At 47.4% G+C, this 25,353-nt stretch carries 19 protein-coding genes; 16 read left to right on the forward strand and 3 right to left on the reverse strand.

Annotated elements, in window-relative coordinates:
- The first annotated feature begins 50 nt into the window (after positions 1-50).
- From MKX46_RS00965 to MKX46_RS01020, 12 genes are all read left to right on the forward strand, one after another.
- A complete protein-coding gene (locus tag MKX46_RS00965; protein WP_341070772.1) occupies positions 51-1,853 on the forward strand; it encodes a vWA domain-containing protein in 1,803 nt (600 codons plus the stop codon).
- 24 nt (positions 1,854-1,877) lie between these two features.
- Complete coding sequence (locus MKX46_RS00970; RefSeq protein ID WP_341070773.1) at positions 1,878-5,267, forward strand: tubulin-like doman-containing protein; 3,390 nt, start codon at positions 1,878-1,880, stop codon at positions 5,265-5,267.
- A gap of 3 nt (positions 5,268-5,270) precedes the next feature.
- The gene (locus tag MKX46_RS00975; RefSeq protein WP_341070774.1) at positions 5,271-7,637 is read left to right on the forward strand and encodes a transcription initiation factor TFIID; all 2,367 of its coding nucleotides are present in this window, start codon (positions 5,271-5,273) and stop codon (positions 7,635-7,637) included.
- A gap of 46 nt (positions 7,638-7,683) precedes the next feature.
- Complete coding sequence (locus MKX46_RS00980; RefSeq protein ID WP_328802537.1) at positions 7,684-8,973, forward strand: vWA domain-containing protein; 1,290 nt, start codon at positions 7,684-7,686, stop codon at positions 8,971-8,973.
- 18 nt (positions 8,974-8,991) lie between these two features.
- Complete coding sequence (locus MKX46_RS00985; RefSeq protein ID WP_071558813.1) at positions 8,992-9,645, forward strand: beta-mannanase; 654 nt, start codon at positions 8,992-8,994, stop codon at positions 9,643-9,645.
- 16 nt (positions 9,646-9,661) lie between these two features.
- On the forward strand, positions 9,662-10,927 hold the full coding sequence (locus MKX46_RS00990; RefSeq protein WP_023988391.1) for a TRAFAC clade GTPase domain-containing protein: 1,266 nt from the start codon (positions 9,662-9,664) through the stop codon (positions 10,925-10,927).
- Positions 10,924-13,962, forward strand: a complete 3,039-nt coding sequence (locus tag MKX46_RS00995; RefSeq protein WP_341070775.1) for a GAP1-N2 domain-containing protein — start codon at positions 10,924-10,926, stop codon at positions 13,960-13,962. Before MKX46_RS00990 ends, MKX46_RS00995 begins: the two co-directional genes overlap by 4 nt.
- A gap of 209 nt (positions 13,963-14,171) precedes the next feature.
- Entirely contained in the window at positions 14,172-14,639 is a 468-nt protein-coding gene (locus MKX46_RS01000; protein ID WP_341070776.1) for a MarR family winged helix-turn-helix transcriptional regulator, read from the forward strand.
- Between the two features lie 93 nt (positions 14,640-14,732).
- Entirely contained in the window at positions 14,733-16,115 is a 1,383-nt protein-coding gene (locus MKX46_RS01005) for an MFS transporter (protein WP_069010194.1), read from the forward strand.
- Between the two features lie 80 nt (positions 16,116-16,195).
- The gene (locus tag MKX46_RS01010) at positions 16,196-16,765 is read left to right on the forward strand and encodes a hypothetical protein (protein ID WP_029519154.1); all 570 of its coding nucleotides are present in this window, start codon (positions 16,196-16,198) and stop codon (positions 16,763-16,765) included.
- A 68-nt stretch (positions 16,766-16,833) separates the two neighbouring features.
- Positions 16,834-16,983 (forward strand): 50S ribosomal protein L33, encoded by a 150-nt coding sequence (rpmG, locus tag MKX46_RS01015; protein WP_013310116.1) that lies wholly within the window; start codon positions 16,834-16,836, stop codon positions 16,981-16,983.
- A 510-nt stretch (positions 16,984-17,493) separates the two neighbouring features.
- Positions 17,494-17,739 carry a type B 50S ribosomal protein L31 gene (locus MKX46_RS01020; RefSeq protein WP_013310118.1) on the forward strand — a complete coding sequence of 82 codons (246 nt, stop codon included), beginning with the start codon at positions 17,494-17,496 and terminating at the stop codon, positions 17,737-17,739.
- A gap of 111 nt (positions 17,740-17,850) precedes the next feature.
- Here the strand turns inward: MKX46_RS01020 and MKX46_RS01025 are convergent, their stop codons facing one another.
- Genes MKX46_RS01025 through MKX46_RS01035 form a run of 3 tightly spaced genes read right to left on the reverse strand, consistent with a single transcriptional unit; the run spans position 17,851 to position 20,966 of the window.
- On the reverse strand, positions 17,851-18,960 hold the full coding sequence (locus tag MKX46_RS01025; protein WP_049817075.1) for a CobW family GTP-binding protein: 1,110 nt from the start codon (positions 18,958-18,960) through the stop codon (positions 17,851-17,853).
- An 18-nt stretch (positions 18,961-18,978) separates the two neighbouring features.
- Positions 18,979-19,956, reverse strand: a complete 978-nt coding sequence (locus MKX46_RS01030; RefSeq protein ID WP_029519156.1) for a TIGR03943 family putative permease subunit — start codon at positions 19,954-19,956, stop codon at positions 18,979-18,981.
- 8 nt (positions 19,957-19,964) lie between these two features.
- On the reverse strand, positions 19,965-20,966 hold the full coding sequence (locus MKX46_RS01035) for a permease (protein ID WP_029519157.1): 1,002 nt from the start codon (positions 20,964-20,966) through the stop codon (positions 19,965-19,967).
- A 235-nt stretch (positions 20,967-21,201) separates the two neighbouring features.
- Between MKX46_RS01035 and MKX46_RS01040 the strand changes: the two genes are divergently transcribed.
- The 4 genes from MKX46_RS01040 (at position 21,202) to MKX46_RS01055 (ending at position 25,271) form a co-directional block, all read left to right on the forward strand.
- Positions 21,202-22,278, forward strand: a complete 1,077-nt coding sequence (locus tag MKX46_RS01040) for a CobW family GTP-binding protein (RefSeq protein ID WP_341070777.1) — start codon at positions 21,202-21,204, stop codon at positions 22,276-22,278.
- The gene (locus MKX46_RS01045; RefSeq protein ID WP_341070778.1) at positions 22,275-23,399 is read left to right on the forward strand and encodes a FecCD family ABC transporter permease; all 1,125 of its coding nucleotides are present in this window, start codon (positions 22,275-22,277) and stop codon (positions 23,397-23,399) included. Before MKX46_RS01040 ends, MKX46_RS01045 begins: the two co-directional genes overlap by 4 nt.
- On the forward strand, positions 23,396-24,184 hold the full coding sequence (locus tag MKX46_RS01050; protein WP_029519160.1) for an ABC transporter ATP-binding protein: 789 nt from the start codon (positions 23,396-23,398) through the stop codon (positions 24,182-24,184). Before MKX46_RS01045 ends, MKX46_RS01050 begins: the two co-directional genes overlap by 4 nt.
- Positions 24,185-24,248: 64 nt before the next feature.
- On the forward strand, positions 24,249-25,271 hold the full coding sequence (locus MKX46_RS01055) for an ABC transporter substrate-binding protein (RefSeq protein ID WP_341070779.1): 1,023 nt from the start codon (positions 24,249-24,251) through the stop codon (positions 25,269-25,271).
- The last annotated feature ends 82 nt before the right edge of the window (positions 25,272-25,353 follow it).

Genomic DNA, 25,353 nt, shown 5'->3' on the forward strand with positions numbered 1-25,353 from the left:
AGTACAACTGTAATTTAGAATGAGAATTAACCGGCAAAGGGGTACAAGCGATGTTTAGTAGAGACAGAAAATGGTTTATGGTCATCGGAATCATATGTACAATGATCATGACCTCGATTTTGGCATGGCAGCCACAGACGGCGAATGCCGCTTCACCCTCTGCTTCTAAGGTAGATGCGGTGCTGGTCGTCGATGTAAGTAATTCAATGAACACCAGTGATCCTGGGAAAATTGGCAATGAAGCCATGAAAATGTTCATTGATATGCTGTCGACGCAAAATGACAAGGTCGGGATTGTAGCGTATACGGATGTCGTACAGCGCGAGAAAGCCTTGCTTAATATTACATCCGAAGCGGATAAGCAAGAACTGAAGACGTTTATTGACGGACTGAACCGGGGGGCGTATACTGACACCTCCGTAGGTGTCAAGGAAGCGATCCGCATTTTGCAAGATGGTAAAACAGCTGGACATGCGCCTATGATCGTCATGCTGGCCGACGGTAACAACGATTTTAATAAGACGACAGGCAGAACCGAAAGCCAATCCGATCAGGATATGGCACAGGCTGTAGCCGAGGCTAAAAATAGCGGCGTTCCGATCTACACCATCGGCTTGAATGCAGATGGGAAGCTGAATAAAAACAAGCTCGCCGACATAGCGCAGCAAACGGGCGGCAAATCCTTTATTACAAGCTCAGCGGATGACCTGCCGAACATTTTGAGTGAAATTTTCGCCAGCAATTTGAAGTTGAAAGTGGTGCCTTTGCAGTCCATTACGGCAAACGGCGACTATCAGGATGTTACGGTAACCGTACCGAACGATAGTGTGCTGGAGGCTAACATTTCGATCATGTCCTCAAAACCGGTGGACGCGAGACTGATAGACCCGTCGGGCAACGCCAAGCCGATTCCTTCGAGCGATGTGCTGCTGTCCAAGTCCAAAAGCTACTCGCTGATTAAACTGCTCAAGCCTGTGGCTGGTGACTGGAAGCTCCAAGTCAAGGGAGTCCAGCAGGATCAGATTGATATTAATCTGGTGTTTAACTATGATCTGGAGCTGAAAATGGACGCACCGTCAGCCAAATCATACAAAAAAGGCGATGCTGTTCAAATTCGTTCCTACCTGACGAGCAATAGCCAGCAGCTTCAGGATCAGGAATTGTATGCGAATATGAATGCTGTTCTGAAGGTCAAGGATCTGGATTCTGGTACAACGAATGAGGTTCCGCTAACCAATGCAGGGGATTCTTTTACCGGTTCCTATACGATTCCAGATGAGCATGACTACGAACTAACCGTTAGAGCAGAGGAGAAGAGCTTCTACCGTGAAACACAGCCTGTAACCATCAGTGCTAAGGCAGGGGCGACGAGCAGTACAAATACGGGCACGACGCAGCCAACAACACCTGCTGAAAAGTCCAGGCTAATGCCACTCATTCTTTTAGGGCTGGGACTGCTCGTTCTGCTGGTTGCCGCATATTTCATCTGGAAGGCTGTCAAAAAGGCCAACCGCGGCTTTGTCGGTCAAATCGTACTGGAAATCCGGGATGAGAACACTGGCGAAAAAACGTATCCGCAATACAAGAAGCTGAACACCTTCCGGGGCAAATTTAATCTTCACCAGTTGCTGCAACTGGCACCGGAATTTGCTGGAACCGACAAGGTCGTGTTCACACCAGCCAATCAGGATCGTATCATTGTGCGCAGTACCCCCGAGATTACGATTGAAAAATCCGGGCGGGCTGTAGACACAGGCAACGGTCTTGAACTCAAAAACGGTGATCGTCTGACCATCCCGTTAGCCAGTGTGGACAAAACCATTTTACTGGAGTTTATTTCAGTAAACAGCTAAACGAACCCTTAGGAGGTCATATCTATGAAACCAGTAGTTAGAGAGCATATCCAACAATTAGACGTATCACTCGGCGGAGGGATCGTAAGCGATAAGATCAGAGTTGATACTATTGATAATCCTATTTTAATTATCGGACTCGGAGGCACGGGAATTGATGCCCTTCTCCGCTTGAAATATCAAATTAACCGCAGATTCAAGCTTCCAGCAGATCCGATCTCCAAGAAAAAGAGCGATAAACCGGACAATGTGGAATTTCTCGCTTTTGAAACGAATGAACAAGACCGCAACAAAAAATACAAGGGGATTGGTTTGGACCCCATCAATGAGTTTGTACTGCTATCCAATGCGGAGATCGGCGGATTGCTGCAAAACCGCAGCATTCTAGAGCCGTACATTACCGATTGGCTGTCTCCCGAGCTAAGCATTACCGATGGTATGAACGGTGCGGCAGGGGTGCGGCAGGCAGGACGATTGCTGCTGTTCACCAAAATCAATCAGGTCGTACAAAGCATTGACAAAAAAATCAAAACCTTGTCTGAAGGCACCAATAAGAAGCTTATGGTGTTCCTGCTGTCCGGTTTGTCCGGCGGTACAGGAAGCGGTACCTTCCTCGATATCTCATATATCGTCCGAGGAATTATTGAGCGTGACTATGGCTCTGCAGGTGTAGACCGTGTAAATACATTAGGTTATCTGTTTACACCAGATATTAATTTGGCGAACAAAAGCCTGAGCGAGCATACCCGTGAATATATTAAAAAGAACGGCTATGCTGCACTGAAAGAGCTGGACTACTGGATGAATGTAGACAGCCGTGGTGAACGTTTTAAGCAGCAGTACGGCAACATTTTGACCGTGAACTCGCCACTTCCGCCGTTTAATCTGTGCCACCTCATTTCGGCCACGAATACGGAAGGCAAGCTGTTGGAAAATGCTTATGATTACTGCATGAATGTCACCGCTGAGAACATCACTAACTTTATGGCGAGTGAGGAAAAACAGTCGGGCGAAGAGTTCGCCATTCATGACTATATCAGCAATATCCGTACCAACATCGCACAAATGAATAAGGCGTATCCGGCAAACTACGATTACAATATTATCGGGGCCTCCTCTGCGGTGCTGCCAATGGAGGAAATGACGACATATCTGGCCTATCGAATGTTTGGCAAAATGTCCAAAATGTTCGAGCAATCGCCAAATCAAGAGGATGTTGAGAAGTTTGCCCGCAAGCTGGGCGTGGATATGGATAGCATGATCAAAAACTTTGAATCCCGTGTACCTGAGCCACTTCCGGGCTTTGAAAACAGTGAACGGTTAAGTTATAGCAATGTCGTTAAAATGCAAGTTGTCAATATGGACACCGAGCTGGAGCAAACGTTCCTGACGCGTGCCCGCGAAGAGTATATCAAAGCGAAAAAACAGCTTCCTGGCGAAATTACAGGACAGTTTACGGACCAAATCCGCCGGATGTTTTTGCATCCTGAGCAAGGGCCGTTTTATGTATCCCGCATGATTTATACTGAAAAAGGATTTAGCTTGCTGAAAATGCTGCTTTCATATGTTGAGACGTTGCGTGAATCATTGCACCGTATTCCAACGGACATTGAATGGGCACGTGAGCAGGCGAACGAAAAGCTGGGCGATGCCAAGAGCGCGTTTGTGTCCAAGGATAAAAAGAAAAATGCGTACATTGAAGCGAAAATTAATGAATATTGGCTGCGTGCTGATGTGGAACGTACAGAGCAGCTCATTGAATTTTATGAAGACCTGTATGACCTGTTGAACAAGGAAAATAGTCGCATTTATAATGTATTTACTGAAATTTTGAACGCATTGAGCGCAATTTTCGAGAAGAACGGCGATCTACTGATTAACGGCGAGGAACAGTCCGATCACAAAGGTAACAAAACGTACTATTGGAATTTGGTAAGTGTACCGGATATTTCTGAAGTTGTGACCAAGCTGCTGGATAACCGCAACGGTGATGATTTGATTCGTGATTTTGCCCAAGAATTGCTGGAAAATTCAGATCAATGGGTGAAGGATCAGGATATGGACATCATTAGCTCAATCTCCAATTTCTTGACTGATAAGTTCGGTGATCTCATTACCCGTTCCATGGAGGATTTCCTCGTCATGAAATACGGGCAAGATGAAGCCATTGAAAAATTTGTGGAGCGCTACATTGCGAGCAAACTGGATGAGGAAGCTGTACCTGTATTCCATCTGAGCAATAGCTCTGGCAACTTGTACTTCCCGTCATGGGGATTCGTTTCAGTACCTGTACAGTCGCCTAATATCCTGAAAGGCGTTCGCAATTATCAAAATAATGCAATTGGCAAATCACACTTTACTATTAAAGAGAGTGAAGTTCGTAACCGGATTTTCTGGCTCAATACGCGTAATGGTGTTCCTTTGTTTGTATATACGCCGCTCAAAGTGTATGAAGAAAGCTATGAAAAAACGATTCTTGACCGCGAAGGTATTGGCCGCCATCTGGTGCAAACAGGTCAGAACAACTGGACTAATCTGCCGTCGCCGATTCCTGAAAAGTCATGGGGCGAAACTTACGTCAATTCGCGTGTGCAAGCTTACAATGCTCGCATTCGTAATGATTTTGACCGTGCCAAGTCACTTGGCGTGATTCGGGAAAAGGATGTCGATCAGAATACGAGCAGCCGCTTCACTGTAATCCGTTCACATGCGCTAGATCTGAATGCGATGCTAGCAGGCTACGATATGCGCTTGCAGGAATCCAAGCCGAATTTGGGTGAGGTGAAAAGAGCATGGTCTGAGTTGAAACGTCTACTGGCTGAAGGGCTGGAGCAGGCCGGAAGCAAGGACATCTTTGGCAGCATCAATGAAGAGATGGCGAAGGAAAACCTGATTCGTTCACCAGAGTTAACACAGGTGGTTCGTGAAGAACTGGTGAAATATACACAAATTGAAGCGAAAGCCGCTGAACTGGAAGCTTTGCTGGGCAAATATCAGGATGAAGAAAAATGGCTGGATCAGTTCATTCAGGCACTCTATACAGACACGATTACGAAAAAGGGTGCTTTGTACGTCTATGATCGTGACGAAGAGGAAGAGGCTTGGGAGCCGTTTGCCAATGTCATGAAGAGCCGCAATTATGTGGAGTTTGAAGTGTTTACAAACTTCCGTGGTTTGGAAGAAAAGAAATTTGCAGCTCTAATGCGCAAGGCGGATCGCCGTGATGCTGTATTGACTTCATCTGAGGATATTACACCATTGCTGACAAAGCTGGATGAACTGGCTGCGACTTATACAGAGGCCCGTAATCAATTGGAATATGAAAAGGTGGAGCTGGCTAATGGAGCGGAACTTTATGCATTCTATGCTCAAATGGCTGGAAAATTAAACGACATCCGCAGAAAGTTGAAATAAAGTATGAGAGAGCAGCTGTTACGTTATGCGGCTGACTATGCAGCCGCAGAGGACCAATTAATCGGGAGCGGGGATGGGCGCAGCAGCATCCATTTCCCGTCCGTGTTTCTTTTTATCGGTGATCATATGAACTCAGTGATGAACACCATTGCAGATATCAACCAGACCAAGTGGGATAACAGCACGGGAGTAACGTATATTCAGATCCGCTCGCAGGAAGAACATGCGGCTGTAGATCGTTCGGTGGATGCTATTGTTCATACGATAGCGGTACCGGAGGAAAGTAGCCACCAAACGATACGCCGTGACTTGCACCAGGCTTTTTATACACATGAATCGCAGCTAATTGAGCTAAACACCGCGTTGCGCCGGGCTAGTGGACATCTGGCAGATTACGGTCGGTTGTATTCTTCGTTCGAGCGTGTTCATTTGTCGATCTTGACGATAGCGGATGACCCCATGAACGTATTAATCCCTGAAGTTACGCTGTTGGCGGAGTATATTTTTGCGCAGTCTTTTAAATCGGTACAAATGGATCTGTATGTGTTGGTGAATGAAAGCGATCAGGCTGTCCAATTTGGCTACAGTAGTGCAACGTCCGTTGCTTTCATGCGAGAGCTGGACTATATCCAGAGTCCGGAGTATACGTTTACGGCACCGCTTCATATGACCGAGGACAAATTGACCATTCCAGTATCCCATGCTCCATCACCGTTGTTCGATCTCGTCTATGTGCTGTCCGACAAGAACGAACGCGGGGTAACGGTGCCGAATAGCCTGCGAGAAAGCTGTGACATCATTTGCCACATTCAGCTTCTTAAAAACCGCTATCAGGCAGGAGATTCCTATCGGTCACAGGATGGGGGATACAACAATACATCGTTTAAAAACAACATCATGACGGAATCCGGGCGGCAGGGTTATGTGTCGGCTGGATTTTCCCGAGTCAACCGCCCTAACCACTCAATCGCACTTACGGTGCTGTATCACTTTTATGTGAAGCTGTTAGAGCGAATGAGAACTGAGCAGGAGTGGGACATACGCGATAAGCTGAATTATTTTGGTTTAGATGCTGCTGAGCGCGGTCGCACGCGAAATGATCTAGTTCCTGGTAATGAAGCGATCACGGACATGAGCGCACTGATGACCAGCGGAGTCAGCTACGGCTCGTTGAAGCGAATGACATTACGTGAGGCGGAGGAAGCCTTGTTTGGTCAGGGCTGCGAAGCCTTTTTTCGTGATAATTGTGAACGGATTGTGCACAAACGGTTGGGAGATTTTCAGGCGGAATCAGGTCTGCAGTCGGCTGTGAATGCAGCTGCTAAGGAATATCCTGAAATCGGCTTATTCGAGTTGACAGACTGGACGGATGAAAATAAAACTGGGAATGTGCTTACGGCTATTCGGGGGCTGATTCGGGATACGTCCAATGACTTGCAGATTAGTACCGCTGAACTAGACACCCTGTATAGCGGGCGGGTGGAGGACCAGCCTTTTCAACGACTGCCACTCATGGATAAGCATAATGTGCGCAGCTTGATTCGTTACCTGACCGAGACGGTTTACGGGCACAAGCTGCACATGCTGCGAATTCAAGCCGATTTGGAGCTGCTTCGCCGCTATGAACTGGCACTAGAAAAATGGCATGCACAGGCGAAGCATATTACAGTACAGCTTTCCAGCCTGGAGCGTGAACTGCATCAAGCTGCAACGGACAGTATTCGGCAGGCCGATAGTTACACAGGTCAAAACCTGTTCGAGTATTACGAGCGTGTGACAGAGGATGTCATGCGTGAGCTGGAAAGCAAGCGGGGCAAATCTATATTCTTTGACACCCGGCATATGGGGCCTGTATCCGGATTGCTGGACGAGGGCCTGTCCGCATTGGTGGATCGACTTACGCAGACCTGTCGAACCTTGATTCTCAGTTCACAGCCGTTTAATCAGACCTTCGAAGAAGAATTATTGCGGCGTGCCAATGTAGCTGCTGCATATGAAAATCGGCTGGTCGTTCCGAAGGATGAGTTGTTTAAAAAACTGTATCAAACGTTGGAGGAACATGGCGGAATTAACGTACGTTTGCTCGACTATACCCATGAGCATCGGTATGAAGAAAAGTACTTCTTTGGTGACTACGAAGGTGAATTTCTTCCTTACGCTATGGATGTGGACATTACTTCGCGTATTTACAAGCTGGGTTTTGTACATGAGCGTCGCAGCAGCGGGGTGGAAAAGCTGCATTTGATGGGCGGCTTCCATCTGGAGGATCTGATGGTTTACCGCAACGGCAAAACGTATTATGAGACATATACTGCGAATGGTTTCGTGTTTCACGGAATCGACGTGGACCGGTTGCCGGAATTGCGGTAGCCACATATTCATCCTACTTTAATGATGGAAGGAAGCAATGATTCTTATGAAGCAGCGAAAATTTAACGTTCTCCTATTGCTGTTCGGCTTGCTGGGCGCTGTAGTAGGCTTCATCTTGGGAGAGCTTATTCTTCACAAATTGATAGGGCACTGGCCGCATATCGTCGTAATCGGGCTGTATTTTGGCATCATGGCACTGTGCATTGGCCTAGGCTGTCTGATTGGCGAACTGATTTCGCCACAGTTAAATGGACATTCATGGCGGCAGCGCTACTCCGGGTTATCCTGGAAGTTATTGGTGCCTGCTACGCTGGTGATGTTGTTCGTGGCAGGCCTGCTATTGGAGCTGGGCTATCAGGTTAATCCTGAAGGGCGCAAGAGCGTACAGGACCTCGTGCTTGTGATTGACAATTCCGGGAGTATGCAGCAAACAGATCCTGATAATGAACGCCTAACGGCTGCCAAGAGTCTAATCGGCCAAATGGATGGAGACAAGCGGGTAGCCATTGTTTCATTTGATTCTACTGCGCAGTTGGTTCAGCCGTTTACTCCAATTCGCACAGATGCAGAGAAGCAAGCGGTTAATTCCAAAATTGATAGTATGCAGACTATCATGTCAGGCGGTACAGAGATCGGGCTTGCTTTGGACGAGACGATCAAGGAGATTGAAACCCAAGGCAATGCAGAAAAAGGTTCTCTCGTTATTATGCTCTCTGACGGCTTTAGTGAGCTGGATACCCAGACGGCATTGGCTCCTTATATCGCCCGCCAGATTCCGATCAATACGATTGGGCTGAAGCTGGCAGAGTCGGATGGTATAGCCTTATTGCAAAATATTGCTGACCTGACAGGCGGAACTTATTCTAATGTAGCCAATGCCCAAGGACTTACGCAGGCGTTTGGTAAAATATACAACAAAATCGGTGATCGCACACTGGTAACGGAGCGGACAGGTGAGTATGCCGACAGTCTGTATTTTGCCATTTATCGCGTAACGGCTCTAGTCATTATCGGCGCTCTATTGGGATTAGCTCTTGGGCTGATGTTCGATAACCGTTTTCTCGCACGGAACTTTGCGATTGGAGGAGTCCCGGCAGGCTTGCTCGCTGGCTTTATTTTGGAAAAGGGATTATCTGGCTCGCCTATAGGCGACTTGATGATTCGCTTGGTGGCAGCGCTCGTACTGGCAGCCCTTATTGCTGTCTTTTCGCTTGTTCTGCCGATTGCGGAAAATACTCGCCGATCTTCCGGTGGAGGAAGTCAGGGTGCGCCGTCAGGACGCCGGAGAGGGGCACCGGAAGCCCCGACGCGCAATCGACGCAGCAGTGGATTTTAGAACGGGAGGCTGGAACTTATGCAGTATAGGGAAGCACAGCCCGGTGATCCTATTATTTCGGAGCTGAGCCACAAAATTGACGACAACCGGGTTGTGTTACGCTGGCAGTGGCCTGAGGGCGCAGCCGTGGTATATATTGCGAAACAATCAGCTGATGCAGGTGTGAATGGGCAAAATGAAGGTGAAGTTTTACCGCCTTTTTCTAGCCTGAAACTTTTTACACGCGAGGAGTATAAAGCTGCTGGCAGCTATCGTGACCGAATTGAAGGCATTGGACGCGTGCGGTATATCGTATATCCGGCTGTTCGGGAGGATGGAGACACTTACGTGATCCGTCAGCAGGACGGAGCTAACCAACTGGAGTTGAGCACCGGGAGGGCTAAAATCAGATATGCGGTTCACCATAAAAAAAGCTGGTTTCGCAGCCGCAAAACCGTCCAGATTCAGGTGACAGCCGAAGTTCCTGTCCCGCAGGAGGCACTTTGCTACGTGAAGAAGCGTGGAGGCTATCCGGCAGACCGGGACGATGGAACCTTGTACCCGTTCACGGCACCTTTTGCCGCGGGACGGAATGTTTTACCCGCTGTTGAAGTGGGGGGAGATGAATATGTGCGGCTGTTTTTTACGGATGGCCAGAAATATGGCACGGTATATGAATTAGTCCCTGAATGAAAGGAGGCCGCAACCGATGAGTTTTCTTAGCAATTTATTCAGAAGAAAGCCACAGGCAGCGCCAAGGCCGTTATTTTATGATATTGTGTGCCCTTATTGTTTTAGTAAATTCTCCCCGGAGGAAGTGGTATTCCGTGCTTCTCATCACCGTGAAGATGACGAGGACTACGCTTTGGGTGAAGATGAGCTGTTGAACAAATATCGGGAGCGTTTTGGCTTGGACAGTGTGCATGATATGGAGGCGATTTTGCATCCCCATGATGTTCCTGAGGAACATCGATTGTATTCTGATCATGTACTGACAGGACTGACAGACCGTTATGGCGAGCTGACGCGTCACCGACTGTGCCCGCACTGCCATAACGAGCTGCCCGTGACTGCGGGTAAGGTGCCTAGCAATATCATTTCGATTATTGGAGCTTCGCAGGCGGGGAAATCTGTTTATATGACCTCCCTGATTCACACGCTGCAGCATGTTACGGCCGATCATTTTGACGCGGCTTGCATGCCACTCAATGCAGAGATCAGCCGAAAGTTCCGCACCATGTATGAGGAACCCTTATTTGAAAGAGGCGATCTGCTTACATCGACACAAAAAGAAAAGATGCAGGAGCCTTTTATATTCCAGTTTGTGTTTAAGGATGAGGAAAAGCCGCCACTGACGCTGGTGTTTTTTGATGTTGCCGGTGAGGGAATGGTAGATCAGGACTATCTGGGACTGCATGGACAGCATATTAAGAATTCTGCAGGTATTCTCTTTATGGTCGATCCACTGCAAATCCGCTCTATTCGGGAGCGCATTAAGATTAACCTGGGCGATAAGCCGGGTGAATGGGTCTCACAATATGATGAACCGCGTGACGTCGTACTTACGATGTTCGGTGATTTTATCGCCTATCAGGAAAAGGGGAAAACGGACATTCCGACCGCTGTCGTCCTGACCAAAAGTGATATGCTTACTGCGTTGGCAGATGAAGAAGGCACATACATTAAGACGAACAGCAATATTTTTAATCCGATGGAGCATCGCAAATATATGGATTTGGATGAGTTTGCTAACATTGATGGCGAAGTTCGACGCTTCATCGAAAAAGTGGATAAGCCGTTCAAGGGCACGATGGATGTATATTTTACGGATACGGCCTATTTCGCGGTTTCCGCGCTGGGCAGTAATCCTGTGGAGCAAAAGCTGCAAGGGTTGGTTAGTCCGATCCGTGTGGATGAGCCATTCATTTGGCTGCTTTATAAGTTGAAGTACATTGAGGGGAGAGAATCACAGTGAGTTATTCTACCTCTCATTTGATACAACAGCAGATGTACACTCGGGAACGGCGTGGAATTTTTCGTTCTACGGAAGGCTTCGATACTGTGGCTAATTCCAAAGGATTGGATGCTTCTTTTATTAAAAAGGCGCTGCATCCCTTATGTGTATATGATGCGCCTGCTGCTTTGACGGCGCGTGGCGAGAAGCAGGAAAGCGTCTATCCGGAAGCTATACATCTGGTACGGACGGAGTCCGGGGATGTAGTGCTTGGCCGCAGTATTTATAAGGCCGCGGATTTTACTGGGCTGCGGAGCGCCTTTTTCACGCACAACTATGTGATTCCAGCCGGACATGGTGAATCTCCGTCTGACTATAAGCAGTGGCTGAACACATCATTTGTTGATACCTATGATATTGAGCAGGGAACGGATTTACCGGAATTGGAGCGTCTACCGGGTGGAAGTGTATTTCCGGCTGTTGACCCGTCTACAGTGCTGGCTCAATTGCAGCTGAGCGAAGAAGTATTCAAACAGCTTTTATACGCAGTCATGATGTCCGCAGCGGGTCGCAAAAAGGTATATGTAGCGCTGAATGTTCCTGTAGAAGCGGTCGGATCTTCAGCCAAGCAACTGCTTGGTGTGTTATATGCAGCACTGCCTTATGCATTTCGCAACAGACTCGGATTTCTTACATATGCACAGGAACCAAACAGCAGAAAAGGCATTCACTTGATGTTTGTTGAGCCTTTTAGTTTGCGTCCCGGTGATCGGAATGTGGAAAAGGACTTTGTATTTGACCTGTCTAACCATAGTCGAATACTTAATGTGGATGCAGAGCAGGTGAGACAGCCGTATTTTGACTGGATTGTCCGTACGTTGCTGAATGGTGAGACGCCAGATGATTTCTTCAAATTTGCCGAGCAAATGCTGACAGGTATGGAGGCAGGGCGTGATTTGACGCCATCCAGCTATCATGAGCTCATTACGTTGTACAGAATTGAGCAGGGAGAGCGGGCATTATACAACGAAAAGCGAATCGCTGTGCTACGAAGCTTGACTGATTATTTATCGCCACCCGATGCGCTGCCACGTAAAATGAGGCTGAATGATCTGTTTCTATCGTTTTTTGATCATGAATTTGATCGGGTGAAGGATGGATATATTCCAGATGTAGGTCTAGTCGATAGTTTCAAGGACTATTATAAAGTTCATGCACGCAGCAGCGAAAATCGGTTGGTGGAATATTTAATCCGTTCGCTAAACAATGCTTATACTGCCAGAAATACGGAAGCAGTCACGTATATTTATCATACAATTGAAGAAAATCCATCCTTAGGCAAGGCATATTTTACGAAAGTGTTGGGTAATCCGGCACTGACAAAAATGCTGTTCATTCCCTACATGGACAGTCAGATGAAAAGAACACCGGATGCCAAGGGGCTGCTGGCTGTTGTGCACGAATGGGGCAGTAGGTATATCGAAGTGTCGGCGAATGCCGATTTTCAGCTTTTAGCAGAATCTGCACTAATGGGCAGACTGCGTGCCGAAAGAAAACCAGTAGAGGCTGTGGCGGCCATTCACCAACGCTTGCGTCAATGGGACAGCAGCTCTGCCGTAGGCAAACTGTCCCCGCTGGAGCAATCTGGATTGACAGAACGCTTGCAGGAAGCATCGGATCGGTATTTACTTACCGAAGTAGAGCTAAAAGAAATATCACCCGATCAGGTCGTACAGATTCCATTTTTTACACGGCCCGATTTGGTGCAGTGGGTTGGAAAGCTGCCTGCTCCTCTCAAGGGACAAGCAGTGCGATTGATTGCGGCTTACGATTGGTTTAATACGGAGGAACCGGAACCGTCGGTGCTGGATGGCCTGGAGCCCGGCGAAGTAGAAAAGGTACAGGATTGGGCTTATGGCTGGCTGCCCCAGCAGCTTGCGGAAGGCCATTTTGCCCGTCTGTTGCCTGCATTCTATCGTTCTGACGGGCCGGGAGAAGGAATATTGGACTTCGCTCGCCTGGTCAGTTCGATCCGCAAATGGGCGAAGGATAATGACACGATGTACCGCTTTATCCGATGGTCGGAAGAACATCCCGAGTTTGCTACTCCACGTGGCGGTTTCGAACCGGCATATCGACGTGCGCTACTTCTATTCTTCCAAAAGGAAGGACGAGAGGGACTGCATAAAAAAACGCTGTGGCGTCAATATTTTGAACCTGCGAAGCCTGCCTTTAAAAATTTCTATTTGGCAGCAAAGCGGGAGACGGACACGCCTTTGGTCAAAACACTTCGTCGTTTCCGTAAAGGTGGGGTGATTTCCGGGATCGTGCTGATTGTCATTGCAGGTACGCTAGGCGGCCTGAAAGCAACCGGGGTGATCGGATCTGCTGACACACCTGCGCCTGTTGCCACTCCGAAGCCTGTACAACAACAGCCTGTAGAGCCTACAGTGCCCGTAAAAAAGGAGCCTACGGCGATAGTGACACATGTGCCTAATACCAAGTCCACTACGAAAATGGTCAAGCTGTTGTTTGCGTTTCAGACATCGACAGAGCAGGCAGAATTTAAGCCGAAGAAGCTCGTCATTGTCGGTGCGGATCAGCAGGAGCACTTATACGAAAATTTTACACTTGCTGAACAGAACGACAAGGAAGCAGCCAGTAAGGCGAACAATGATCCATCCGGTGATGTAAACACTGGGAGCGCCACTACAAAAAGCACGACAGCAGATGGACAATCCACGGACAATGGTTCCACAGCTCGTGGGGGTACATCCAGTGGAAAAAGTGGTGATCAATCTGGAGCAGTGACTGGCAACACGGACGGAGGCTTGACTTCGGAGATTACTACTGAGGGTAGTGGCAATGGAGCAAATACAGACACAGACACTGACACACCATCGGAGTATGATCTGAAGAAGTATCCTTATCGTACGCTATTGACCCTTTGGCAGCGGTTGGAACTGAATGATGCTAGCACGGTTACCGTTGATGGAGAAGAATATCCGCTAGTTCAAGTGAAAACTGCGGACCAAGCAACTATAAAACAGAAATGAATGATGAATGAAGTAAAAGACGGGTTTCCTTCAAAGGACTCGTCTTTTATTGTGCCTATATTTCCATAAAGGATGAATTTGTAATTCAAAATTAACCCTATCTAATAAAGCATCATGTTACGAAAGTATTGACACTAAGTAGACAGCTGATTAAAATTAGTTGGAATTCAAACTATTAAAATTAGATAGATATGGAGGTTCGTAGTGAGATGGGAAGCGAGGTGTATCCCGTTTGTCTTCCTTGGGAGGAAGAGAGCACGATGTATTTAATTAAATGGATTTTCACTACCGCCCGGCGCGAAATTGAAATAGCACTGCGCCCTTTGGGGCTCACCTCCCCACAATCGCAGACGCTCTATATACTGGCGATGTCGCCTGGAGTCACCAATACGGATTTGGAAAAGCTATTGCTTATTGATAAATCAAGCGTTACTAGCCTGGTTAACGGGATCGTTAAGAAAAACTGGGCAGTACGCAAAAGTCACCCGGAAGATGCACGCATGAAGCAAATCTATTTGACTGAGGAAGGCTTGAAGATTCACAAGGTAGCTGAACGTACTATTGAGGCAATTAAAAGCTCGGTAGGGGAAACGTTATCTGTCGGAGAATCGGAGACGCTGCGCGGCCTGCTTAAAAAAATTCTCCGCGACTACCACCCTGCGGACGCCCGTGCATGAGCGAATATATAGAGATTTTACCCGGATAGGGGTATTCAAAAGCAGTGAATTACGATCTTAGATAAGAGGTTTACAGGAGAGGGAGACAACCAAATGATAAATGAACAAACTTATCCGAATGCGGATAAGCTTATGCGTGTGCTAGCTTTCACACTTGTTTTTTCAGTGATGAACGCTTTTATGTTTAATGTCGTTATGCCTGTGATTCGAGAGGAGTTTCATATTAGTGCTTCCGATGTAAGTTGGTTGCTGACTGGCTATATGATCGTGTATGCGGTTGGCTCGGTGACCTACGGCAAATTGGCAGATAAATATCGTCTTAAGGATTTGCTGACGTTTGGGATTATCTTTTTTGCACTGGGTTCGCTTATTGGACTGTTGGCCAATCAATTTTGGATGCTCATTGTAGCTCGTTTGCTTCAGGCTGCAGGGGCTGCTGTTATTCCGGCCACTGCTATGATCGTCCCAGTCCGTTATTTCTCGGCTGAAAAAAGAGGACGTGCTTTGGGCGTCACAGCAATCGGCTTGGCGTTAGGTACTGCACTGGCTCCGATTATTTCCGGTTTGATCACAGGCTTTGCAAGCTGGCGTTTTTTGTTCGTCATTTCCATGCTGCCACTGATCGCATTGCCGTTCTTTCGTAAATATTTGGACGATCAGCGTGGAGAGGATCAGAAGTTCGATTTTCTTGGTGGATTATTGCTGGGTGGAACAGTAGCCTTCTTATTACTTTCGATTTCGCAAACCAATATGATGTTTTTTCTGGTCGGTATGGTGCTGTTTGCACTGTTTATATGGCGCATTAACACTGCACATGACCCATTCATCCAGCCGAAGCTGTTCCGTAACAAACAATATTCATACGGGCTCCTTATCGCTTTTTTAGGGACGGGGATTAGCTTTGGATTGCCGTACTTGGCACCGCAGTTTCTGAACAGTCTCAATCAGCTTACGCCCGCAATAATTGGACTGGTTATGTTTCCGGCTGCTATTGCTTCGGCTCTATTGGGTAAAAGAGGGGGGCGTTTGGCGGATAGCAAAGGAAATTCGTTTCTCGTCTATACAGCTGTATCGCTTTTGTTTATTTGTTTTATCAGCTTGTCTACGTTTGTGGGTGCGTCTCCGTATCTGATTTTGTTTTTGCTTATTTTCGGAAACGTAGGTCAGACCTTCATGCAAATTGCCATGTCCAACACGATTTCTCGTACCTTGTCGAAAGACCAGATTGGTGTTGGAATGGGGCTGCTATCTCTGCTGAATTTCATTGCCGGAGCGATTACGACAAGTATCTTGGGCAAAACGCTAGATAGTTCGTCGTCCTTTCATCTGAATCCTGTCGTATCTAATGTGCAGGTGTTCAACTTTAGCAATATTTTTACGGTGCTTGCACTGATTGCGCTTGTGACGATGGGACTTTATGCGTTGCAATTCCGAAGGGGTCCACGCGGTAATACGCCTGCTGTTGAACAAGGATAAACATTTGATGTAACCTCATGCCAAAACAAGGGTATAATATAGAAGGAAAAGTTCATCTATGGAAGGACGGAGTGTCCGGCATGACAAGAAACCTTCAATATGTACCCTATGGTTATGAGCCTCCGATCGAGACGCATAAAGGGACCATGGTCTACTATGATACGTTCGAGCAGATTACAGCCAGAGAGCTGGAGCTTTTTGCCGAAACGGGGGCTGCATTATCTTTTACAAAGCTGGTGCTGTATCCGCTGCATGAAGAAACCGTCAGAAGAATGTGGAAGCAGCCGGTACGTTCGTATTACAAGCGGGTGGACGAGCTGGGAGAGTGGCAGCGGGAGCAGGCTTTGAGTGCTGTTGTCATTGAGAGCTGGGAAGGTAAGCGTAAAAAGTATACGCCGATTGAAGCAGCTATTCGTTTTTTGGCGGAAAAGTATACGACCCCACTTTTTTTGTACATGAGTCCTGAAATGGCAAATTTGTGCGCTTCCTATGCATCGTTTGGAGAATGGATTAGAAATGTCAGATTGGTGCTTTCGAGCGAACCACTACAACTTCATCCGAAGCTTGCACAGTACCGTAATCGCTGGAACACGGTAGAAGAAGCGATAAACCGTGACTCTAAGGTTGACAAAGCGGAGCATGAATTATAGAATAAAACTAATCGTAAAAATTACTATTGTAATTGTATACCATGTATTCCAATTAAGGAGGAAGAGAAATGCGCGTAATTGTTACCTTGGCATGCACCGAATCCGGTGACCGCAACTATACAACAACTAAGAACAAAAGAAATCATCCGGACCGTCTTGAAATGAAAAAATACTCTCCGCGTCTGAAAAAGTACACGATCCATCGTGAAACTAGATAATTTGAGGCCTGCTGTATAGCAACCTGAATTATCCTGCTTCCTGAGCGAAGCCTGTTAAGTTTGCAAAAGCCTGCGTTATGGAACCGGCGAAAACTTGAATTAGTCCAGTGGACAGAGCGTCTAAAGTTAAAGCTTGCATCTAAGAGAACGGCTTTTTTTCACGGCTGTATGATAGATGCTGAGCTACATGGCACGCTTTGCCTTTTGAATCGAAAGCACGTGGCTACCGACTTCTCCTGTGCTGGTGTCAGCATTTGGGACGAGCCGGAGGACCATTCACTATATGCTTATATAACGATGAAGGCTGACGAAAGATCCGGAGCGTTCGTGCAATGGGCGATGCGATATATGCGGCATCGTTTGCTTGTCGTTTACGAGCTTGAGCGCCAACCGTTAAGGTCTGTCGTCTTTTTTTCTGGGACATAACCGTTCCTTTTGCCAACTGATGGAGTATTGCGCCAGTACGTTTGAGGTTGAAACTAAAACTACATGAAAGATTAGGTGAAACTAATGAAAAAAGATATTCATCCAACATTGAACAAAGTTATCTTTTTGGACCCTAGCTGTGGATTTACTTTCCTGAGTGCTTCCACTAAATATTCGCAAGAAACGATGGAATGGGAAGATGGTAACACATACCCAGTTATCCGTGTAGATACTAGCTCCGCTTCCCACCCGTTCTTCACTGGTAAACAAAGAAACGTGGATATCGGTGGCCGTGTGGATCGCTTTAACAAAAAATATAACCTTAAGTAAGAACAGTCGAGCGTTGTGTTCATGGATTATGCTTATAATCTGTGAACATCGCTTTTTAAAAAACCTCCTGCATCTGCAGGAGGTTTTTTTGTCTTAATTTAGACCTGTTATTTATAGCGAAATGAAGCACTGTTCCCATTGGTCGGTAATGGATGCTTTGTCGAGCTGCTCCCCAATGAGCGTGACATATCCCTGACTCACGGGAAGTGCAGTAGGCTGCCACTCCAAGTGATTTCCTGAAAATTGCAAAAGCATTGTCCCTTCCTGAGGAAGCACGCAATAACCTTTCGCTCGAAGCAGAGAGGAGCCTAGCCCTGTCAGAAAGCGCTCCAATCGTTGTTTTTCGAGTGGCTGAGGAGAATATTGATGCAGCGTTAAGCTCTCCAAATGGGAAAACGAGTGGGTCTGGTTGGGATCGTGGCTGTGGCTATGACTGTGTGCAGAAATAACTTTGAACGGCGTACTTATAGAGGTAATACTGGGTCGTCCGGAACTTTTGACGGGAATGGGGACAGACAGTGCATCTGCATCAGTGGGCTGGACCTGTGCAGGTGCTGGTTGAGGTGTCTGTACAGGTTTCGCGGCAACGGATGTGGAGGCCAGAACAGGCTCTAGCAGTGGTTCAAGGTCAACCCGGCTATATTCAGTAGTTTGCAGCTTGGCCGTATCGTTGAGCTTGCGGATGCTTTTGACGACCTTCGTCACTTCACGGCTGCTTGCTGCATCCGTCTTGTTCACCACAATGAAGTCTGCGGTGCGCAGTTGTCCGTGCAGGGTGCGAACCAGTTCTTTATCAGCCGTAAAACGGCTATTGTATTCATGGAACAGCTCAGCATCCACAACACTGATGCTGTGAACCAGATAAAGCTGATCTGCCAGTAGAGGGGAGCGAAGCTCCTCCAGTACTTGTTCGGGGTTGGCTACCCCGGTGGTCTCCATGAAGATCAGATCTGGCTCCTGGCTGAGCAGGGTATGCAAAGCCCCTGCCAGTTCATTTCTTTTGCTGCAACAAATGCAGCCTTCTAGCAATCCTTCTACTGTTACGTCAGGCATTTCCTCTGAAATTATAGCGCTGTCTACATTATATTCACCCATTTCGTTCATTAAAACAACAGCACGAAGGGGAATTTGGCGGGTATGGGCTAACAGGCGCAAAAGCAGTGTTGTTTTGCCGCTTCCAAGAAAACCACTGATTAAAATAACAGGAACTTTGTTCATCATTTTTCCTCCTTGGCGGGGTTAGTGTGTTGTGTTCAAGCGATCAAAGGTAGCTACCGAGTCTGCTTGGGTATAGACATAAGGGGATTCTGGCTGCTCGACAGCGGTTATTTTTTCGGATCGAATTTCAAGTACGGGAGCGTTTCCCTTTTGTGCGGTATGCAGTGTTCCTTCAATGGTCACCCAGGTATCCTTGTCAAAGGACGGGGCTTTCTGGGATTGGACGATGATCCCGAAGGGCATGGCATCGGCAGTACAGCACATGACGAGGAATCTTCCTACTGCAAAAAGCCCTTTACCCGGCAGATTGTCGTCTTTATACACAAAGCCAGTCACCTGTACTTTTTTTCCTTCAAAAGCTTGTTTATATAATTCAATGGCTCCAATAGTTTCGGAAAAAATCTCTGGCTTGATCTGTATGATAGGTTGCTGATACAGGCGTTTCGCCAGTTCGGCGAATTCCACATTGTACTTATCAGGCGGAACGAACAGCTTATCCAGCGTTTCCTGACTCCATTTCCCCTCTGGAGGGGGCGAAGTGGGGACAGAAGATGCAGTTGATAAAAGGGAGGAGGTGGATGCTTTCGTGGTCTGTGTATCTGTTTTCCGTCGGATGTCCGGGTTGGGATACGTGAAGGACATGCCTTTTTTGGCGGCCATATCACTACCAAGTGCCTGATTGGGCAGCAAAGAACCGAATAGGAGCGGAATGAGCAGCATTCCATATACGAGTGTTTTTTTGAACCAGCTTTGCGGCAACGGGTGCTCACAATCACATACATCCTCACCGTCCCGCCCCCCAACGATTCCGTGCCATGCCATCGCCAATGCGATGAACAAGAGGGGTACAGGACAGAGTAGGAGTAGCTTTTGCATATGGGGAGCTAGGTAGTAATGAAGTGCATTCGTGCGGCTTAATGAGATGATGTATACAGCCAATCCGATCATAAGCAAGGAGCGAATGCCATATTGCCAGCGGATGCTAAAGGTTGAATTCACGTTTGTATTCACCTCCCCAATAACCATTCAGCAGCTATAGAACCCACTAGAACAAGTGAAACAATGAGCAAGGCCAGGATGGCGACAAATTTGGTGCGGAAGGTGCTTAGTAGCATGAGCGTGCCTTTGAAATCTAGCATCGGACCAAGTACAAGAAAGGCCGCCAGTGGACCCAGTGTAAAGGTATGTGAAAAAGCAGTGGCTACAAAGGCATCAGAGGTGGAACACAGCGACAGTATGTAGGCAAAACCCATCATAAAGGCGTACGATCCGACCGTTCCTTCACTTAACGAAAGCATCTCATTACGTGGGATGAAGGTTTGGATGCAGGCTGTCAATAATGCGCCGATAATGAGATATTTACTCATGTCCAAAAACTCGTCCCCAGCATGTACAAAAAATCCCCGCCATGTGCGATTATGCCGATGAGTCTGATTGTTCTGCTTTTGCTGGTTAAAAGAGAGTAACGACCGTTTGAGCGGATGTACTCGCACAAAGGCATACACGATCAGTCCGATGATCGCGGAAACGGTAAAAGCCAAACCCGTTCGAACGGCAGTGACCTCGGGATGGGAAGGGAAAGCCATCATCGTCGCAGCCAGTACCACGGGATTGATAATGGGCCCGCTTAAAATAAAAGTGATACCCATATAGGCAGGCATTCCCTTGAGCATTAATTGGCGAACGACAGGGATCATGCCGCATTCACAGATGGGAAACAGTATACCTAGTAAGGAGGCCAGCAGGACACCCGGTACAGGATGTGCAGGCGCTATTTTGCGAATCCATGTCTCCGGTACAAGCCACTGCAAAAGGGATGAGACGAGCACACCGATAAGGAGAAACGGAACAGCTTCCAGAAAAATACCCATAAATACCGTTTTTAATGGCTGCAGCTGCCCCACATCTAACAAACGAAGCCACTGGGGAGATAGCGTGACAAGCACAGGGATGAGAAAGGCAAACGGAATCATAAAAGGCAGCATCTTCAACAGCGTACTGTTTTTCATTCCACGTCTCCTTGGGAATAAGGGTTCTTATCTACAGCCTATGCCTGTAAGGGGACAATCATGCCCGCCGGATTGTGTGTGAATCACCTCCCTATATTGACAAATCTGAGCATGCTCATATATATTTATACTCATTAATAGTAATTATTACGATTAAAATCCGATAAATGATTGCAAGAAGGAAATTTTTAAGGTACGATCCATATTAAATGTTGCAAAGACAAGGAGGGGTTATATGATACCGATTGTTGTTTTATCCGGTTTTTTGGGTAGCGGTAAAACCACTCTTCTTCAGCATGCGCTGGCTTACTACAAGGAAAAGGGTCTCAAGCCAGCCATTTTGATGAATGAGTTGGGTGATGTTAATCTGGACGGTAGTTTGGTGAATGGACAAGCACCCATGAAGGAAATGCTCAGTGGCTGTATATGCTGTACCATTCGCGGGGACTTGGGCGTCGAGCTCATGAATCTTGCTGAGGAATATAAGCCGGACGTGATTATTGTAGAATGTACCGGAGTGGCTAACCCGATGGAGATTGTAGATGCAGTGACAGACGCCTCAATTTATTCTACTATGATATTACAATCCGTTATCACGGTCATAGACGCGCGTCAATTTTTGGATTTTGCCTCGGGGAACGAGAGAAGCAAATCGCTTCGTTTGATGCAGGATCAGCTTCGATGCGCTTCCAAACTGATTATTAACAAGACCGATTTATTGGCTGCGGGCGAGTTACAGAAAGTACAGGCCCTCGTAAAAGAGTTAAATCCATATGTTTTGACTGTGAGCACGCAACGAAGTGACGTGGACGCTGGAATTTTTTTCTCCACTCAAGGAGAGGAGCGTATGGATGTTTCGCGACATAAGGAATCCGCAGTTGATATTGAGAGTGAACATCCTCATTTGGAAAATCATCTGCACACGTATGACCATGATGACCATACAGATCATCAGTCTCATGACCATGACCATGACCACGAACACGAACATGGGGAGCATTATCATTCCTACGACCATGTAGTTGTTCACACGCATTTTTTTGGACAACCTGTGCCACGCTACGAGTTTGAACAGTTGTTCCGCAGTTTGCCAGCTGAAATTTATCGGGCCAAAGGAATTGTGCGGTTTCTGGAATCAGAGGGTCAGATGATGTTTCAATTTGCCTATCGGGAGCTGGAAATCATTCCGATCCGCCCGCAAAAGCCAGTGAACGATGTAGCGGTTGTCATGGGTGAGAATTTCTCTGCTTCCGAGATCGAGGAACAATTGAGAAAGCTGGAAGCGGCCGAAAAGCCATTGAGTAATTCATGACTTCGAGAACGAGTCACCTTAATCCATCAAGACCTAATCCATCACAACATCATTCTCGTGCACACCTAGCGGGCAAGCCTACTTGGGGATTTACAACAATTCTGCTGCTGACTGCTGGGCTGTTGCTTTCGGTCACACTCGCGGTCATGCTGGGCCCTGTAGCTGTCGCACCGGGGACGATATGGCGAATTGCACTGTCCCATCTTCCCTGGCTGGACCAGTGGATACCCGTGACATGGACCAAGCCTGAGCAATATATCGTTTGGGAAATCCGCTTTCCACGCGTGTTGTTAGGTGTCATCGTAGGAGCAGGACTAGCTGTTACAGGGGCGACTATACAGGCATTAATTCGTAATTCGTTAGCGGATCCCTATATTTTAGGTGTCTCGTCTGGGGCTTCGGTGACAGCCACATTGGTAATTGTGTTCGGAGCTTTCGGGTTTTTAGGACGACTTGCGCTGCCTTTATCTGCTTTTATAGGATCGTTAGCTGCAATGCTTATGGTGTTCGCGTTAGCCCGTGTAGCTGGGAGCATATCGACGACCCGCTTATTGCTGGCAGGGGTGGCGGTGTCTATGATGCTGTCGGCTGTGACTAGCTTTATCGTGACGACGGCCCCGAATGAAAAAGGCATTCGTGACGCGATGTATTGGATAATGGGAAGTCTGGCAGGTGCTCAATGGGACACGCTTTTCATTCCAAGCCTTATTGTAGTCGTTGGAACGGCTGTGCTTCTGACCCGATACCGGTCGCTGAATGCTTTGCTAACGGGTGAAGAGACCGCAGTAACGCTTGGTGTGAACGTACAGGCGTTCCGCGTATTACTGGTTGTGGTGGCGTCTCTTTTAACCGGGGCAGTCGTATCCGTTAGTGGCTCGATTGGCTTTGTCGGACTAATGATTCCGCACATCGTTAGGCTGGTAGTGGGATCAGATCATCGGGGTGTACTGCCCGTCAGCCTGTTGGCGGGAGCTATTTTTGTCGTGTGGGCTGATGTATGTGCCCGGCTTGTGCTGGCTCCACAGGAGCTACCGATTGGTATTGTGACGGCTGTGTGCGGAGGACCTTTTTTTGTGTGGCTGCTGCGTCGTAGTTCCTACTCGTTTGGAGGCGAAAAATGAATATAGAAGTCGAATGCGTGACCTTCAGTATTCACGACAAACGGCTGATCGACGGCATCTGTCTCCAGGTAAAAGCAGGGGAGCTAGTCGGATTGATCGGTCCGAATGGCAGCGGGAAGTCGACGTTGCTCAAAAATATGTATCGTGTGCTAAAGCCTGACAGTGGTGTGGTTACGTTGGATGGCCAGGATATGCTACGGATGAAGTATAAAGAGACAGCCCGACAAATGGCAGTGGTGAGTCAGGATGCGCCGCAAACGTTTGATTTCTCAGTACGGGACATCGTCCTGATGGGTCGCCATCCGCATAAGAAACTGTTGGAAGCAGATACTGTCGTCGATCATGAACTGGTCGAGCAGGCGCTGGAGCGGGTAGGCATGAATGCTCAGGCAGATCAGGGCTTTGCCACCTTGTCTGGCGGCGAAAAGCAACGGGTATTGATCGCCAGAGCTTTGGCCGGGCAGGCGAAATTTCTTGTTTTGGATGAGCCGACGAATCATCTGGACATCCGGTATCAGCTGCAAATTCTGGATTTGGTCAAAACACTTCGGATAACTACGCTAGCTGCACTGCATGATTTGAATTTAGCGGCATTTTATTGTGATCGAATGTATGTATTAAAAGAAGGCAAAGTGGTAGCCTCCGGCATAACAGAGGATGTGCTTCAGCCAGACCTGCTGTGGAGTGTATTCGGGGTCGAGACAGAAATCTGCATTCATCCAAAAACCGGAAAGCCGAATATTACCTTCTTACCGGATTCTCTCAGGAGAGGAGGCCATCCATGATGTTAACAGAAAAGGCGATACGATGAGGTAAGAATAACTACAAATAAAAGAGGAGACGGTACATATGAAAAAATATAGCAGGCCCGCGTTACCGCTGGTTATGCTCGCTTTGGCGATGATGCTGTTGTTATCAGCCTGTGCAGCAGGAAACACGGCCCAAACAAGCGATCCATCCGCAAACGGGCAGCAACCTGCCGCATCCCAATCAGCAACCAAGGAGACGTCGGTAGAGCTTGAAAACATGGGCGTTAAAATGGCATTTCCCGAGGCGCCTAAACGCGCGGTTACACTGAACCAGCACGCGACTGAGGTTATGCTGGCTCTTGGACTGGAATCCTCTATGGTAGGAACTGCGTATTTGGATGATCAGATTTTGCCAAAATATAAGGCTCAATATGACAAAATCCCGGTACTGGCCGAACAATATCCGTCCAAAGAGGTGTTTATGGCCGCTGCACCGGATTTTGCCTATGCGGGCTGGAAGAGTGCTTTTAATGATAAAAATCTGGGTTCCCGTGAGGAGCTAGCCAAACAAGGGGTGCTGACCTATGTACAGGAGTCCTCAAATAAGCCGGGCCCCACATTAGAAGGTGTATATCAGGATATACTAAATATTGGGCGTATTTTTAGGGTTGAGGAGCGTGCAGAAAAGCTGGTAAATGAAATGCGTGAACAAGTGCAGTCCATTCAGACTCAAATTGGTGTTGTTGAACAGGCACCCAAGGTGTTTGTTTATGACAGCGGAGAAGACAAGCCCTTTACGGCTGCCAACAATTATCTAACGTCTTTGATTGAAAGTGTGAAGGCGAAAAATATTTTTGATGATATCGACAAAAGTTTTACTGAGGTAAGCTGGGAAGAGGTTGTGAACCGTAATCCTGACGTCATTGTCATTCTCGACTATGGAGATACTTCACTGGCGGATAAAGAGAAACTGCTTCTGAACAAGCCTGCGCTGGCTGGTGTGGAAGCGATCAAAAACAAACGGTTTATAGTCCTGCCATTATCCGCAGCGGCTGAAGGCGTGCGCGCTCCGATCGCGTTGAAAACCTTGGCTGCAGGCTTGTACCCGGACAAAGTGAAGTAAACAAACAAAAGAGTTGCCAAAACATTGACGAACCTTGCCTAAACTGTTAAACTTGCTAATGCGTAAAGGTTACGTTTATCAA

The sequence above is a fragment of the Paenibacillus sp. FSL P4-0113 genome (assembly GCF_038009305.1).
GTDB classification, from domain to species: Bacteria; Bacillota; Bacilli; order Paenibacillales; family Paenibacillaceae; genus Paenibacillus; species Paenibacillus polymyxa_D.

Excerpts from the sequence above, each read along its gene's own strand:
- MKX46_RS00965 (WP_341070772.1), top strand. The coding sequence starts at position 51 with ATGTTTAGTAGAGACAGAAAATGGTTTATGGTCATCGGAATCATATGT.
- MKX46_RS00970 (WP_341070773.1), top strand. The coding sequence starts at position 1,878 with ATGAAACCAGTAGTTAGAGAGCATATCCAACAATTAGACGTATCACTC.
- MKX46_RS00975 (WP_341070774.1), top strand. The coding sequence starts at position 5,271 with ATGAGAGAGCAGCTGTTACGTTATGCGGCTGACTATGCAGCCGCAGAG.
- MKX46_RS00980 (WP_328802537.1), top strand. The coding sequence starts at position 7,684 with ATGAAGCAGCGAAAATTTAACGTTCTCCTATTGCTGTTCGGCTTGCTG.
- MKX46_RS00985 (WP_071558813.1), top strand. The coding sequence starts at position 8,992 with ATGCAGTATAGGGAAGCACAGCCCGGTGATCCTATTATTTCGGAGCTG.
- MKX46_RS00990 (WP_023988391.1), top strand. The coding sequence starts at position 9,662 with ATGAGTTTTCTTAGCAATTTATTCAGAAGAAAGCCACAGGCAGCGCCA.
- MKX46_RS01000 (WP_341070776.1), top strand. The coding sequence starts at position 14,172 with ATGGGAAGCGAGGTGTATCCCGTTTGTCTTCCTTGGGAGGAAGAGAGC.
- MKX46_RS01005 (WP_069010194.1), top strand. The coding sequence starts at position 14,733 with ATGATAAATGAACAAACTTATCCGAATGCGGATAAGCTTATGCGTGTG.
- MKX46_RS01010 (WP_029519154.1), top strand. The coding sequence starts at position 16,196 with ATGACAAGAAACCTTCAATATGTACCCTATGGTTATGAGCCTCCGATC.
- rpmG (WP_013310116.1), top strand. The coding sequence starts at position 16,834 with ATGCGCGTAATTGTTACCTTGGCATGCACCGAATCCGGTGACCGCAAC.
- MKX46_RS01020 (WP_013310118.1), top strand. The coding sequence starts at position 17,494 with ATGAAAAAAGATATTCATCCAACATTGAACAAAGTTATCTTTTTGGAC.
- MKX46_RS01025 (WP_049817075.1), bottom strand. The coding sequence starts at position 18,960 with ATGATGAACAAAGTTCCTGTTATTTTAATCAGTGGTTTTCTTGGAAGC.
- MKX46_RS01035 (WP_029519157.1), bottom strand. The coding sequence starts at position 20,966 with ATGAAAAACAGTACGCTGTTGAAGATGCTGCCTTTTATGATTCCGTTT.
- MKX46_RS01040 (WP_341070777.1), top strand. The coding sequence starts at position 21,202 with ATGATACCGATTGTTGTTTTATCCGGTTTTTTGGGTAGCGGTAAAACC.
- MKX46_RS01045 (WP_341070778.1), top strand. The coding sequence starts at position 22,275 with ATGACTTCGAGAACGAGTCACCTTAATCCATCAAGACCTAATCCATCA.
- MKX46_RS01050 (WP_029519160.1), top strand. The coding sequence starts at position 23,396 with ATGAATATAGAAGTCGAATGCGTGACCTTCAGTATTCACGACAAACGG.
- MKX46_RS01055 (WP_341070779.1), top strand. The coding sequence starts at position 24,249 with ATGAAAAAATATAGCAGGCCCGCGTTACCGCTGGTTATGCTCGCTTTG.